The following is a 13,511-nucleotide window of genomic DNA, read 5'->3' on the forward strand; positions in this document are numbered from 1 at the left end:
TTTTCTTGTCTTTTTGAAACAAGGATTGATTTATCATCTATGAGATTATATACTACTATTAGTACCTAGTCATAAATGTACGGATGGTGTCTGCATATGAAACTAAATAAAAAAGAACGTCAAAAGCTTCTCCAGCAAACGATCAGCTCGACTCCGTTCATTACTGATGAAGAATTGGCAAGTAAATTCGGTGTAAGCATTCAAACGGTTCGTCTTGATCGTTTGGAACTGTCAATTCCTGAATTACGCGAAAGAATTAAGCATGTGGCCGAAAAGACATTAGAGGATGAAGTGAAGTCACTTCCGCTGGATGAAGTGATTGGAGAAATGATTGATGTAGAGCTTGATGATCAAGCCATTTCCATTTTAGAAGTGAGAAAAGAGCATGTATTTAGCCGAAACCAAATTGCCAGGGGACATCATCTCTTCGCCCAGGCAAATTCGCTTGCAGTAGCGGTCATTGACGATGAACTGGCTTTAACAGCAAAAGCGAATATTAAATTTACAAGGCAGGTTAAACAAGGCGAACGAGTTGTCTCAAAAGCCAAAGTAGCCTCGCATGATAAAGAAAAAGGCAGAACTGTAGTTGAAGTAAACAGCTATGTCGGTGAGGAAGTTGTCTTCTCAGGTGACTTCGTCATGTATCGCTCAAAACAAAAGTAAAAGGTGGCACGTAATATGAGAATTGCAGTCGATGCAATGGGGGGAGACCATGCCCCTAAAGCCATTATTGACGGTGTGCAAAAAAGCTTAACGGCATTTTCAGATATCGAGATTACACTTGTCGGCGATGAAAATAAAATCAAACCATACATAACAAATAACGAGCGCATCACGATTTTAGATGCAAAAGAAGTCATTGAACCGACAGATGAACCAGTGCGTGCAGTTAGACGTAAAAAGGATTCATCTATGGTGAAAATGGCGCAAGAAGTATCCGAAGGACGAGCAGATGCTTGTATTTCAGCAGGAAACACTGGCGCACTCATGACAGCAGGACTGTTTATCGTAGGAAGAATTGATGGCATCGATAGACCGGCACTTGCTCCAACACTGCCAACACTTGATGGCAGTGGGTTTTTATTACTAGATGTCGGCGCAAACGTTGATGCCAAACCAGAACACCTTGTGCAATATGCGATGATGGGTTCAATCTACGCAGAGCGTGTTTTTCCAAAGAGCAATCCGCGTGTAGGATTGTTAAATGTAGGAACAGAAGATAAAAAAGGCAACGATCTCACAAAAAAAACCTTTGAATTATTGAAAGCATCAAATTTGAATTTCGTAGGAAATGTGGAGTCTCGTGATTTACTAGAAGGTGTAGCTGATGTCGTTGTCACAGATGGTTTCACAGGAAATATCGCCCTGAAAACGATTGAAGGCACAGCTCTTTCTGTCTTTAAAATGCTGAAAGAAACATTAACATCCAGCTTCACAGCAAAAATAGCGGCTGGCATGATGAAGCCGAAATTGATGCAGATGAAGTCTAAAATGGATTACTCCGAATATGGCGGTGCCGCTTTATTTGGTTTAAAGGCACCTGTCATTAAAGCGCACGGTTCCTCTGATGAAAACGCCATTTTTCATGCCATTCGTCAGGCACGTGATATCGTAGAAAAAGACGTTTCAGCCATCATTCATCAAGAAGTCCAAAAAGAAACCACGAACGAGTCTTAATGGAGGTATAGCAGCATGACTAAAATTGCATTTTTATTCCCTGGCCAAGGCTCTCAAAAAATTGGCATGGGAAAAGATTTATTTGACCAAGAAGCAGTATCTAAAGCTGTATTTGAAGAAGCAGACAAGACCCTCGGTTTTGACTTATCTTCAATGATTTTTGAAGGAGATGCAGAAGAGCTGACGCTCACTTATAACGCGCAGCCAGCTCTTTTAACGACAAGTATCGCCATCTTAAAGAAATTTGAAGAGAGCGGAATCAAAGCAGATTACGCAGCAGGACATAGCCTTGGTGAATATACGGCCCTCGTTGCGGCAGGCGCACTTTCGTTTCAAGATGCTGTCTATGCAGTGAGAAAGCGCGGCGAATTAATGAACGAAGCTGTTCCAGCAGGAGAAGGCGCTATGGCAGCGATCCTTGGCTTAGATCAAGCTGCGCTTTTAGAAGTGACAAAAGAAGTGACAGAGAGTGGTCATCTTGTAGAACTCGCTAACTTAAACTGTCCTGGTCAAATCGTGATCTCTGGTACAGCAAAAGGGGTTGAACTCGCTTCAGAGAAAGCGAAAGAAAAAGGCGCAAAACGTGCGATTGCCCTTGAAGTGAGTGGACCTTTCCATTCTGCCTTAATGAAACCAGCCGCTGAAAAATTCACAGATGTTCTGTCAAAGCTAAGCATTACAGATGCCAAAACACCAGTGATCTCAAATGTCACAGCAGACATCGTTACATCTCGTGATGCTATTGAAACAAAGCTCATTGAACAATTGTATTCTCCTGTTCGATTTGAAGAAAGTGTAGAACGTCTGATTGATTTAGGCGTGACAACGTTTATTGAAATTGGCCCAGGCAAAGTGCTTTCAGGTCTTGTGAAAAAGGTCAATCGCCGCCTGACAACTATTTCAGTTTCAGATCAGGAAACAATTGAAGTAGCCATTGAAACATTGAAGGAGGATTCTTGATGCTTACAAATAAAACAGCCGTTGTAACAGGTGCATCACGCGGGATTGGCCGTTCTATTGCGATCGATTTAGCAAAGAATGGTGCAAATGTTGTCGTCAACTATTCTGGAAACGAAGCAAAAGCAAATGAAGTCGTAGACGAAATCAAAGCACTTGGCCAGCAGGCATTTGCCGTTAAAGCTGATGTTTCAAATGCTGAAGAAGTACAATCGCTCATGAAACAAGCGATTGACACATTTGGCTCAATTGACATTCTTGTCAATAATGCAGGGATCACAAAGGATAATCTGCTCATGAGAATGAAAGAAAATGAATGGGATGACGTCATTAACATAAACTTAAAAGGTGTCTTTAACTGTACAAAAGCCGTGACACGTCAAATGATGAAACAGCGCAGCGGAAGAATCATCAACTTGGCTTCAGTAGTTGGCGTATGTGGAAATCCTGGACAAGCAAACTATGTTGCAGCAAAAGCTGGTGTCATCGGATTAACGAAAACAACAGCAAAAGAGCTGGCAACTCGTCATATTACAGTCAATGCAGTAGCACCAGGCTTTATTTCTACAGATATGACAGACAAGCTTGATGAGAATGTACAAACTGAAATGCTTAAGCAGATCCCGCTTGCACGCTTTGGTGCACCTGAAGATATTAGCAACGTTGTTGTCTTTTTAGCTTCAGAAGGAGCAGGTTATATTACAGGCCAAACCATCCAAGTAGATGGCGGAATGGTCATGTCCTAAGAAATATCAAAATTTCATTAGGTTTTCTCTAGTTTTTTAAAAACGAATCAACTATAATACTTTGAGGGGAGGTGAAAGGCAATGGCAGACGTATTAGAGCGTGTATCAAAAATTATTGTAGACCGCCTTGGCGTTGATGAGGCTGACGTGAAAATGGAAGCTTCATTTAAAGAAGATTTAGGCGCTGATTCCCTTGATGTAGTTGAGCTAGTTATGGAACTTGAAGATGAGTTCGATATGGAAATTTCTGACGAAGATGCTGAAAAAATTGCAACAGTCGGTGACGCTGTGAACTACATAAATAGCCAGCAATAAGCGTAACAAAGTCCCGTCTGTTTTCATGACGGGACTTTCAAAATTTATGTTAGTTTCAACATATTCAGCTGATCAATTGTCAGCCTTTTTCAGATGCTAAGGAGCAATGTTTCCTTGCATGTAGAAAGAGAGACTCCATATAATCAGTATCCTTAAAGGCGATTAAGCCTACCTGGAGGTTGCTATGCCAAAACAATATAAAGACAAACAGAAACAGAGCAAAAAACTAGAGCAATTTAGAGAATTCCAGCAGCGTATTTCTGTACACTTTCAAAATGAAAAACTTCTATATCAAGCCTTTACGCATTCCTCTTATGTGAATGAACACCGGAAAAAGCCATACGAGGATAATGAAAGACTTGAATTTCTAGGAGATGCTGTTTTAGAATTGACCATCTCTCAATTCTTATTTGCGAAATATCCTGCGATGAGCGAGGGAGATTTAACAAAACTAAGAGCAGCGATCGTATGTGAACCGTCACTTGTGTCTCTGGCACATGAGCTGTCCTTCGGAGACCTTGTTCTTTTAGGAAAAGGCGAAGAAATGACAGGCGGGAGAAAACGCCCAGCACTTTTAGCGGACGTATTCGAGGCGTTTATCGGGGCACTTTATTTAGATCAAGGGCTTGAGCCAGTGGAGCGATTCCTAGAAGCCTATGTTTATCCGAAAATTAATGATGGAGCGTTCTCGCATGTCATGGACTTTAAAAGCCAGCTGCAAGAATTCGTTCAGCGCGATGGAAAAGGTGTACTTGAATACCACATCCTGCATGAAAAAGGACCAGCACACAACCGGGAATTTGAAGCAAATGTCTCCCTTCGCGGAGAAGTGCTTGGAATTGGAAATGGCCGCAGTAAAAAAGAAGCAGAACAGCATGCTGCACAGGAAGCACTTGCTAAATTGCAGAAACATCATATGAACCAATAAAATCCCCCTCGTCATTCAGGGGGATTTCACTCTGTTTTCCATCATCTTTTTTCACTTCATATGGTAAGATAATAGTACTTTAAATACATAAGGAGGATCACTCTCATGTTCCTCAAACGTTTAGACGTGATAGGATTCAAATCTTTTGCACAGCGAGTGACCGTGGACTTTGTCAAAGGGGTCACCGCTGTTGTTGGACCAAACGGAAGCGGCAAAAGTAATATTACCGATGCCATCCGCTGGGTACTTGGAGAACAATCAGCGAAAAGCCTCCGCGGAGGAAAAATGGAAGACATCATTTTTGCAGGAAGCGACTCAAGAAAAAGAGTCAACCTAGCAGAAGTGACTTTAACATTAGATAACGAAGATCACTTTTTACCGATCGATTTTCACGAAGTCAGTGTGACAAGAAGAGTCTATCGTTCAGGGGAAAGTGAATTTCTCATAAACAATCAATCTGTCCGCTTAAAAGATATTATTGAACTTTTCATGGATTCAGGTCTTGGAAAGGAAGCTTTTTCGATCATCAGCCAAGGAAAGGTAGAGGAAATTTTATCTAGTAAGGCAGAAGAGAGAAGAAGCATCTTTGAAGAAGCGGCTGGTGTTTTGAAATATAAAACAAGAAAGAAAAAAGCCGAGAATAAACTGTTTGAAACGCAGGACAACTTAAACCGAGTAGAAGATATTCTGCATGAACTAGAAGATCAAGTAGAACCATTAAGAATGCAGGCATCTATTGCAAAGGACTATTTGCAAAAAAAAGAAGAGCTTGAAAATGTCGAAATCGCCTTAACTGTCCATGACATCGAAGCACTTCATGAAAAATGGACAACACTTGGTGAAGCTGTCGAGCGGTTCAAACAAGATGAAATGAAGCAATTCACAGATATTCAAGCAAAAGAAGCTAAAATTGAAGAGTCAAGAGACCGCATTCAAGCACTTGACGAATCAATTAATGACCTGCAAGAAGTTCTTCTTTTCACAAGTGAGGAATTAGAAAAGCTTGAAGGTAAAAAAGAAGTACTAAAAGAACGGAAGAAAAATGCAGCCGCAAACCAGGGACAGCTAGAAGAAACGCTCATTCGTTTAACTGAAAAGCAGGCGCAGCTAACCGAAAAAATTCAGCAACAGAAAATCGCGCGGGACAGCCTTCAAAAAGAAGTGCAGCAGCTAAAAGATGAAGTGAAAACAAAGCAGCATCAACTGTCGCTTCATAGTGAAGATGTGGAAGGTCAAATTGAACAGCTGAAAAGCGATTATTTTGATCTGCTCAATGAACAGGCTTCCATCCGCAATGAACGCAAATTATTAGAAGAACAGCAGCGCCAAGCGGCCATGCAGCTAGATCGGCTCACGCAAAACAACCAAAAACACATTGAAGAACGTGTGTCTGTCAAAGAGAAGAAAACAGAGGCTGAGCAGCAGCTTTCAGCCCTAGAAGAAGACATTCTGGCTCAGGTCAAGCGTTTTAGAGAAGCGGAACAAAAGCTTGAGCAAATGAAACGTCAATACGAGAAAAAAGAAACGGCTCTTTACCAAGCCTATCAATATGTGCAGCAGGCAAAGTCAAAAAAAGAGATGCTAGAATCCATGCAGGAAGACTTCTCAGGCTTTTTCCAAGGAGTAAAAGAGGTCTTAAAGGCAAAAGAACGGTTAGGCGGTATTCACGGTGCCATTGCAGAGCTGATTCAAACAGATCAGCAGCATGAGACAGCGATTGAAATCGCGCTAGGCGCAGCAACGCAGCACGTCGTCACAGAAAACGAAGCCGCAGCGCGACAAGCAATTGCATACTTAAAGCAGCACTCCTTTGGACGAGCAACCTTCCTGCCAATGAATGTGATCAAAGAAAGAACCATTCAGCATAGAGACGTCCAAACAGCCGAGCAGCACGCTGCATTTATCGGTGTAGCAAGTCACCTTGTTTCCTTTGAAGAAAAGTATCAAAAGGTCATACAGAACTTGCTTGGAACGGTTCTGATCGTTAGAGACTTAAAAGGCGCCAATGAACTGGCAAAAATGCTTGGTCATCGTTATCGCATCGTGACCCTTGATGGAGATGTTGTGAACCCCGGCGGTTCAATGACTGGTGGCGGTGTTAAGAAAAAGAACAACTCCCTTCTTTCAAGAAACCGAGAGATCGAAACATTAACAAAGCAGCTTGTTGAAATGGAAGAAAAAACGACGATCCTTGAAAAGGAAACAAAAGAAACGAAGCAATTGATTGCAGCAAACGAAAGTCAATTAAACGAACTGCGTCAGCGGGGAGAAACGCTTCGAGAACAGCAGCAAGAGCTCAAAGGGAAGCTATACGAACTGCAAGTAGCAGAAAAAAATATTAATGCTCACCTTGAACTCTATGACCAAGAAAAAGAAGAATTGCAGCTGCGTTCTACTGAACTTACAGATAAGGACAAAAAGCAGGCAGCTCTTGAAGTTTCTATAGGGGAGAAATTGACCACCCTTGATCAAGAGATCAATACATTAACAAAGCGTAAGCAGACCCAAAGCTCAACGAAAGAAACCATTTCTGCCGAATTAACAGAGCTGAAAATCTCGCTTGCCAAAAAAGAGCAGTCCTTAGCGAATGAACAAGAAAAGCTTTCGAGCTTAATGGCCGAATTAGAAGAGGCTGAACAAACGCTGACGGAAACAAAAGAAGATCTGTCACTCTTAACAAGTGAAATGACATCTAGCTCAAGCGGAGCAGAACAGCTGGAAGAAGCGGCGAAAGAGAAGCTGGAAAATAAAAACAAAACAACCGCGCTCATTTCAGAGCGGCGCAAACAGCGTCTTGCTCTTTCTGAAACGTTAGAATTTGCTGAACGTGAACTGAAAGAACAAAAACGCCTTTACAAGCAGCTCACCACAAGCTTAAAAGATGAAGAAATTAAGCTTGGCCGTATGGAAGTTGAGCTCGACAACCTCATCGCTTATTTGAACGAAGAGTATGCTCTTTCGTTTGAAGGGGCAAAAGAGATGTATCATCTGACGTTATCGCCAGATGAAGCAAGAAAACGAGTGAAGCTGATCAAATTAGCCATTGAAGAGCTAGGAACAGTGAACTTAGGCAGCATTGATGAGTATGAACGAGTAAATGAACGCTACCTTTTCTTAACAGAACAGCGAAATGATCTGACAGAAGCGAAAAATACATTATTCCAAGTGATCGAAGAAATGGATCAAGAGATGACAAAGCGCTTCTCTGAAACATTCTCGCAAATTCGCGGGCATTTTGAATCAGTTTTCCAAGCATTATTTGGCGGCGGGAAAGCAGATCTTAAGCTGACAGATCCAAACGATTTACTAAACTCTGGCGTTGATATTGTCGCGCAGCCACCAGGGAAAAAGCTGCAAAACTTAAGCCTTCTTTCAGGAGGTGAGAGAGCATTGACAGCGATCGCTTTACTATTCTCTATTTTAAAAGTCAGACCTGTTCCATTCTGCGTGTTAGATGAGGTAGAAGCGGCGCTTGATGAAGCCAATGTTTTCCGCTTTGCACAATATTTAAAAAAATACAGCGAAGAAACACAATTCATAGTCATTACGCACCGCAAAGGAACAATGGAAGAAGCAGATGTGCTCTACGGTGTTACGATGCAGGAGTCAGGTGTTTCTAAGCTTGTATCTGTCAAACTAGAAGAAACGAAAGAGCTTGTCCAGTAATTAAAGGAGGTTTTTGAACCAAATGAGCTTTTTTAAGAAATTAAAAGAAAAATTTACGCAGCAAACCGATTCAGTATCAGAAAAGTTTAAGGATGGACTTGAAAAAACGAGAAACTCCTTTCAAGGAAGAGTAAATGAACTCATTTCACGCTACCGTAAAGTTGATGAAGACTTTTTTGAAGAATTAGAAGAAGTTCTGATCGGCGCGGATGTCGGTTTCACAACGGTGATGGAACTGATTGATGAGCTGAAAAAAGAAGTGAAACTAAGAAACATTCAAGACCCAAGTGAAGTACAATCGGTCATCTCTGAAAAACTGGTTGAAATCTACAATAGCGGAGAGGAACAAATCTCTGCGCTGAATATTGAAGACGGGCGATTAAATATCATTTTATTTGTCGGTGTCAATGGCGTTGGGAAAACAACGACGATCGGCAAACTTGCAAATAAGCTGAAAAATGATGGGAAATCCGTCATTTTGGCAGCAGGTGATACATTCCGTGCCGGTGCAATAGAGCAGCTTGAAGTATGGGGAGAGCGTTCAGGTGTCCCTGTTGTCAAACAGACGGCTGGTTCTGACCCAGCAGCGGTGATCTATGATGCCGTTCAATCAGCAAAAGCGAAAAATGCGGATGTCCTTATCTGTGATACAGCAGGAAGACTACAAAACAAAGTCAACTTGATGAAAGAACTGGAGAAGGTCAAGAGAGTCATTGAACGCGAGGTTCCAGATGCACCGCATGAAGTGCTGCTCGCTCTTGATGCAACAACGGGTCAAAATGCGATGGCACAAGCGAAAGAATTTTCTAAAGCGACGAATGTGACAGGAATTGCTTTAACAAAGCTTGACGGCACTGCAAAAGGCGGGATTGTCCTTGCAATTCGAAATGAGTTAAACATCCCCGTGAAGCTCGTCGGTTTAGGTGAAAAGGTAGACGATCTGCAAGAATTCGATGCAGAATCGTATGTGTATGGATTATTCTCAGACGTGATTGATCAAGAGGACTAACAAAAATGCCGGCAAAGATTGCTGGCATTTTTATTTATACGCCGCTTCATGCAGTGACAAGATAAAAACTTGACACACAGTAGAGAACCGTGTAAACTTAGTTGATGTAAAGGGAATGAACTTAACAAAGGGGAGAGAGCCCATGACGCTTGAAAAAACAACGAGAATGAACTACTTGTTTGACTTCTATCAATCGTTGTTAACCGCAAAGCAAAAGAGCTACATGTCGCTTTACTACCTAGACGATTTTTCCCTCGGTGAAATTGCGGATGAATATGAAGTATCAAGACAGGCTGTTTATGATAATATTAAACGGACTGAAGCGATGCTTGAACAATATGAAGAAAAGCTGCTCTTGTTTAAGAAATTTAAAGAGCGTAAAGAACTTCTCAAAAAAATGAGTGAGCTCGTAGCAGATTCCGCTCAGATGGAAGAAGCAGAAGCTTTAATTGAATCGCTTGAGAAATTAGATTAGGAGGCGGCACAGTATGGCATTTGAAGGATTAGCCGACCGACTGCAGCAGACGATTTCAAAAATCCGCGGCAAAGGAAAAGTGTCAGAACAAGATGTAAAAGAAATGATGCGCGAGGTACGCCTTGCCCTTCTTGAAGCTGACGTCAATTTTAAAGTAGTCAAAGACTTTGTGAAAAAAGTAAGTGAGCGGGCAGTTGGACAAGAGGTCATGAAAAGCCTTACCCCTGGGCAACAGGTCATTAAAGTTGTAAAAGAAGAACTCACTGAATTAATGGGCGGAGAAGAGAGTAAAATCGCTGTAGCGAAAAAATCTCCGACGGTCATTATGATGGTTGGTCTTCAAGGGGCAGGTAAAACCACCACAACTGGGAAGCTTGCCAATTTACTTCGCAAAAAACATAATCGCAAGCCGATGATGGTGGCTGCAGATATTTACAGACCAGCAGCGATCCAGCAGCTTGAAACGCTAGGGAAACAGCTTGATATGCCTGTGTTTTCATTAGGTGATCAAGTCAGTCCTGTCGAGATTGCCAAACAGGCAATCGAAAAAGCGAAAGAAGAACACCATGATTATGTCATTTTAGATACAGCAGGACGCCTTCATATTGATGAAGAATTGATGGATGAACTTCAGAAAGTAAAAGAAGTAGCGAGTCCAGAAGAAATTTTCCTTGTTGTTGACTCTATGACAGGTCAAGATGCTGTCAATGTAGCGAAAAGCTTTAATGAACAGCTAGGTTTAACAGGTGTCGTTTTAACGAAACTAGACGGGGATACACGAGGCGGTGCAGCACTTTCCATTCGAGCTGTCACCAATACGCCGATTAAATTCGCCGCGCTAGGTGAAAAGCTTGACGCGATTGAACCATTCCACCCAGAACGGATGGCATCAAGAATTCTTGGCATGGGAGATGTGCTTACACTGATTGAAAAAGCACAGGCAAACGTGGACCAAGATAAAGCGAAAGAGCTTGAACAAAAAATGCGGACCATGAGCTTTACACTCGATGATTTCCTCGAGCAGCTTGGCCAAGTTCGTAACATGGGTCCACTTGATGAATTGATCCAAATGATGCCGGGAGCCGGTAAAATGAAAGGGCTCAAAAACGTCCAAGTAGACGAAAAGCAGCTCAATCACATCGAAGCGATCATTAAATCAATGACGACCGAGGAAAAAGAACAGCCAGAGGTCATCAATGCAAGCCGAAGAAAACGGATTGCAAAAGGAAGCGGAACATCTGTACAGGAAGTCAATCGCCTTTTAAAGCAATTTGACGAAATGAAAAAGATGATGAAGCAAATGACCAACATGTCCAAAGGAAAGAAAAAAGGCTTTAAATTACCATTTATGTAATTGGTTATACATGATAAAACCGTTGTTAAGAAAAAACACTTTACAAACCCTTTTATCATTGTTAATATACTATCTTGTTGAAATATTTTCGGAGGTGCTAGTAAAATGGCAGTAAAAATTCGTTTAAAACGTATGGGATCAAAAAGATCTCCTTTCTATCGTATTGTAGTAGCAGATTCTCGTTCACCACGTGATGGTCGTTTCATCGAAACAGTTGGAACATACAATCCAGTGTTATCACCAGCTGAGGTGAAAATCAACGAAGAATTAGCTCTTAAATGGCTTCAAAATGGTGCGAAACCATCTGATACAGTTCGCAACCTTTTCTCAAGCCAAGGAATTCTTGAAAAATTTCATAATGCGAAAAACAGCAAATAATGAATGAGCTGTCCTTGGAAGAATTGATTGTGTCCATCGTCGAGCCACTTGTTGATTTCCCTGAAGATATTCACGTATCTTCATTAGAAAAAGATGAGCAAGTGATTTACACACTGTCTGTCAATGCTGAAGATACCGGAAAGGTGATCGGAAAGCAGGGACGTACAGCGAAAGCGATACGAACAGTCATGTTTGCAGCAAGTGCAGAGTCTTCTAAGAAAGTTCAACTTGAGATTGCTGACTAAAAAGGGAGAGGGCTTAGGACCTCCCCTTTTTTTACACGTTTAAATCTATTTTTCGTTATACTGTAGAGGACAAATGCCTTCGGATAGGGGGACAAAAAGGAAGATGCAGATCATTCAACATGTCACCGTCATGCAAGTATTAACTGAAAGCAGTAAGGACAAACTGTTAACGACTTTTTTGGAGAAAAAAGAAAGACTAGAACGTGAATGCAACCAACTATATTTTCAACTGAAAAAACATGAAAAAGAACCACATCAGCAAGAAGCCATCCCTCAATTTCAAAAAGCCATCGATAAACGGCAGGAAAAGATCCAGCAAATTGACTTTCAAGTAGAGCAGCTACATATTTTGCCGCTTGGAAGTGAAATGAAAGAGACAGAAGTGGATGCGCTGGTTGAAGTGAAAATAGGTGATAAATGGGATGACAAGATGCAAGACAATGTCATCGTCGTGAAAGACGGCACCATTGTGGAAATACGTCAGGGGTGATTGAGAACATGGAACAAGAATGGTTGAATGTTGGAAAGATTGTCAATACACACGGAGTGCGCGGAGAAGTACGCGTCGTATCAAAGACAGATTTCCCAGAAGAGCGTTACAAAAAAGGAAGCGTCCTCTATATTTTTAAGCAAGGTCAAGGGGAGCCGCTGAAAGTCACTGTCGTATCACATAGGCAGCATAAACAGTTTGATTTGCTTACATTTGAAGAAATTAGCTCATTAAATGAAGCAGAGCTATTGAAAGAATCAATCTTAAAAGTAGAAAAAGAACATCTCGGCTCTTTAGATGAAGGAGAATTTTATTTCCACCAAATCATTGGCTGTGAAGTATACGATGAAGAGGATCAGCTTGTCGGCCAAATCAAGGAGATTTTAACACCAGGGGCAAATGATGTCTGGGTGGTCGGAAGAAAAGGCAAAAAAGATGCCTTGATTCCTTATATCCCATCTGTCGTCAAAAAGATCGATATCTCATCCAAAACCATACACATTGAAGTGATGGAAGGACTCATTGACGAATGAAAATCGACTTCTTAACGCTTTTTCCTGAAATGTTCGAAGGTGTGCTCCACTCATCGATCTTAAAAAAGGCACAGGAGAAAGAAGCTGTCTCATTCAATGTTGTCAATTTTAGAGAGTATTCAGATCATAAGCACAAAACAGTAGATGATTACCCATATGGCGGCGGTGCTGGTATGGTACTGAAAGCACAGCCCGTATTCGATGCGGTAGAAGATTTAACGAAGAAAGCAAGCAAGAAGCCCCGAATTATTCTTGTCTGTCCTCAAGGAGAAAGATATACACAAAAGAAGGCAGAGGAACTTGCAAAAGAAGAACACCTTATGTTCATTTGCGGCCATTATGAAGGCTACGATGAGCGCATCAGGGAGCATCTTGTCACAGATGAAATCTCAATCGGAGATTTCGTTCTCACAGGCGGAGAGCTGCCAGCGATGATGATTGCAGACAGTGTGGTCAGGCTTTTGCCTCATGTGCTTGGAAAAGAAGCGTCTCACATTGAAGATTCATTTAGTACAGGTTTGCTAGAGCATCCTCACTATACAAGGCCAGCCGATTATAAAGGACTAAAAGTGCCGGAAGTGCTCCTCTCTGGAAATCATGCCAAAATTGAAGAGTGGCGGCGCAAAGAATCCTTGAAGCGAACCTATACAAGAAGGCCAGATTTGATCGATTCATGCAAAACGTTAACAGATGAAGAAAAAAGATGGCTTTGGCAGCTTCATAATGACTAGATTGTAT

General features: G+C 41.6%; 15 protein-coding genes. All 15 read left to right on the forward strand.

Annotation, left to right across the window (positions count from 1 at the left end; genetic code table 11):
• Positions 1-96: 96 nt before the first annotated feature.
• The 15 genes from fapR (at position 97) to trmD (ending at position 13,504) form a co-directional block, all read left to right on the forward strand.
• The gene (fapR, locus tag NSS78_RS07720; protein WP_003210820.1) at positions 97-663 is read left to right on the forward strand and encodes a transcription factor FapR; all 567 of its coding nucleotides are present in this window, start codon (positions 97-99) and stop codon (positions 661-663) included.
• Between the two features lie 15 nt (positions 664-678).
• Positions 679-1,677, forward strand: a complete 999-nt coding sequence (gene plsX, locus NSS78_RS07725; protein ID WP_003211133.1) for a phosphate acyltransferase PlsX — start codon at positions 679-681, stop codon at positions 1,675-1,677.
• A 15-nt stretch (positions 1,678-1,692) separates the two neighbouring features.
• Positions 1,693-2,637: an ACP S-malonyltransferase gene (gene fabD, locus NSS78_RS07730; protein ID WP_268458671.1), complete on the forward strand. Its 945-nt coding sequence runs from the start codon at positions 1,693-1,695 to the stop codon at positions 2,635-2,637.
• A complete protein-coding gene (gene fabG / locus NSS78_RS07735) occupies positions 2,637-3,380 on the forward strand; it encodes a 3-oxoacyl-[acyl-carrier-protein] reductase (protein WP_050945057.1) in 744 nt (247 codons plus the stop codon). The genes fabD and fabG overlap by 1 nt, the downstream gene beginning before the upstream one ends.
• A gap of 81 nt (positions 3,381-3,461) precedes the next feature.
• Entirely contained in the window at positions 3,462-3,695 is a 234-nt protein-coding gene (gene acpP / locus NSS78_RS07740) for an acyl carrier protein (RefSeq protein ID WP_003212028.1), read from the forward strand.
• 184 nt (positions 3,696-3,879) lie between these two features.
• Entirely contained in the window at positions 3,880-4,623 is a 744-nt protein-coding gene (gene rnc, locus NSS78_RS07745; protein WP_003211549.1) for a ribonuclease III, read from the forward strand.
• 105 nt (positions 4,624-4,728) lie between these two features.
• Entirely contained in the window at positions 4,729-8,289 is a 3,561-nt protein-coding gene (gene smc / locus NSS78_RS07750) for a chromosome segregation protein SMC (protein ID WP_339162100.1), read from the forward strand.
• Positions 8,290-8,311: 22 nt separating this feature from the next.
• Positions 8,312-9,298, forward strand: a complete 987-nt coding sequence (ftsY, locus tag NSS78_RS07755) for a signal recognition particle-docking protein FtsY (protein ID WP_003211188.1) — start codon at positions 8,312-8,314, stop codon at positions 9,296-9,298.
• Between the two features lie 142 nt (positions 9,299-9,440).
• Positions 9,441-9,773, forward strand: coding sequence for a putative DNA-binding protein (locus NSS78_RS07760; RefSeq protein WP_003210763.1), 333 nt, complete (start codon positions 9,441-9,443; stop codon positions 9,771-9,773).
• Positions 9,774-9,786: 13 nt separating this feature from the next.
• Entirely contained in the window at positions 9,787-11,127 is a 1,341-nt protein-coding gene (gene ffh / locus NSS78_RS07765) for a signal recognition particle protein (RefSeq protein ID WP_050945055.1), read from the forward strand.
• A 105-nt stretch (positions 11,128-11,232) separates the two neighbouring features.
• Positions 11,233-11,505 (forward strand): 30S ribosomal protein S16, encoded by a 273-nt coding sequence (gene rpsP / locus NSS78_RS07770; protein ID WP_003212139.1) that lies wholly within the window; start codon positions 11,233-11,235, stop codon positions 11,503-11,505.
• Positions 11,505-11,750, forward strand: coding sequence for a KH domain-containing protein (locus NSS78_RS07775; RefSeq protein WP_012009937.1), 246 nt, complete (start codon positions 11,505-11,507; stop codon positions 11,748-11,750). The genes rpsP and NSS78_RS07775 overlap by 1 nt, the downstream gene beginning before the upstream one ends.
• Positions 11,751-11,853: 103 nt before the next feature.
• The gene (locus NSS78_RS07780) at positions 11,854-12,240 is read left to right on the forward strand and encodes a YlqD family protein (protein WP_050945054.1); all 387 of its coding nucleotides are present in this window, start codon (positions 11,854-11,856) and stop codon (positions 12,238-12,240) included.
• Positions 12,241-12,248: 8 nt separating this feature from the next.
• On the forward strand, positions 12,249-12,773 hold the full coding sequence (rimM, locus tag NSS78_RS07785) for a ribosome maturation factor RimM (protein ID WP_327840667.1): 525 nt from the start codon (positions 12,249-12,251) through the stop codon (positions 12,771-12,773).
• Positions 12,770-13,504 (forward strand): tRNA (guanosine(37)-N1)-methyltransferase TrmD, encoded by a 735-nt coding sequence (gene trmD / locus NSS78_RS07790; RefSeq protein WP_003211682.1) that lies wholly within the window; start codon positions 12,770-12,772, stop codon positions 13,502-13,504. Before rimM ends, trmD begins: the two co-directional genes overlap by 4 nt.
• Positions 13,505-13,511: the final 7 nt, after the last annotated feature.

It is taken from the genome of Bacillus sp. FSL W8-0920, from assembly GCF_038593215.1.
In the GTDB taxonomy this organism is placed as follows: domain Bacteria; phylum Bacillota; class Bacilli; order Bacillales; family Bacillaceae; genus Bacillus; species Bacillus pumilus.

Bases quoted from the DNA above. Each gene is read 5' to 3' on its own strand.
- rpsP (WP_003212139.1), top strand. From the start codon at position 11,233: ATGGCAGTAAAAATTCGTTTAAAACGTATGGGATCAAAAAGATCTCCT.
- trmD (WP_003211682.1), top strand. From the start codon at position 12,770: ATGAAAATCGACTTCTTAACGCTTTTTCCTGAAATGTTCGAAGGTGTG.
- plsX (WP_003211133.1), top strand. From the start codon at position 679: ATGAGAATTGCAGTCGATGCAATGGGGGGAGACCATGCCCCTAAAGCC.
- NSS78_RS07775 (WP_012009937.1), top strand. From the start codon at position 11,505: ATGAATGAGCTGTCCTTGGAAGAATTGATTGTGTCCATCGTCGAGCCA.
- ftsY (WP_003211188.1), top strand. From the start codon at position 8,312: ATGAGCTTTTTTAAGAAATTAAAAGAAAAATTTACGCAGCAAACCGAT.
- fabD (WP_268458671.1), top strand. From the start codon at position 1,693: ATGACTAAAATTGCATTTTTATTCCCTGGCCAAGGCTCTCAAAAAATT.
- NSS78_RS07760 (WP_003210763.1), top strand. From the start codon at position 9,441: ATGACGCTTGAAAAAACAACGAGAATGAACTACTTGTTTGACTTCTAT.
- fapR (WP_003210820.1), top strand. From the start codon at position 97: ATGAAACTAAATAAAAAAGAACGTCAAAAGCTTCTCCAGCAAACGATC.
- smc (WP_339162100.1), top strand. From the start codon at position 4,729: ATGTTCCTCAAACGTTTAGACGTGATAGGATTCAAATCTTTTGCACAG.
- acpP (WP_003212028.1), top strand. From the start codon at position 3,462: ATGGCAGACGTATTAGAGCGTGTATCAAAAATTATTGTAGACCGCCTT.
- fabG (WP_050945057.1), top strand. From the start codon at position 2,637: ATGCTTACAAATAAAACAGCCGTTGTAACAGGTGCATCACGCGGGATT.
- rimM (WP_327840667.1), top strand. From the start codon at position 12,249: ATGGAACAAGAATGGTTGAATGTTGGAAAGATTGTCAATACACACGGA.
- NSS78_RS07780 (WP_050945054.1), top strand. From the start codon at position 11,854: ATGCAGATCATTCAACATGTCACCGTCATGCAAGTATTAACTGAAAGC.
- ffh (WP_050945055.1), top strand. From the start codon at position 9,787: ATGGCATTTGAAGGATTAGCCGACCGACTGCAGCAGACGATTTCAAAA.
- rnc (WP_003211549.1), top strand. From the start codon at position 3,880: ATGCCAAAACAATATAAAGACAAACAGAAACAGAGCAAAAAACTAGAG.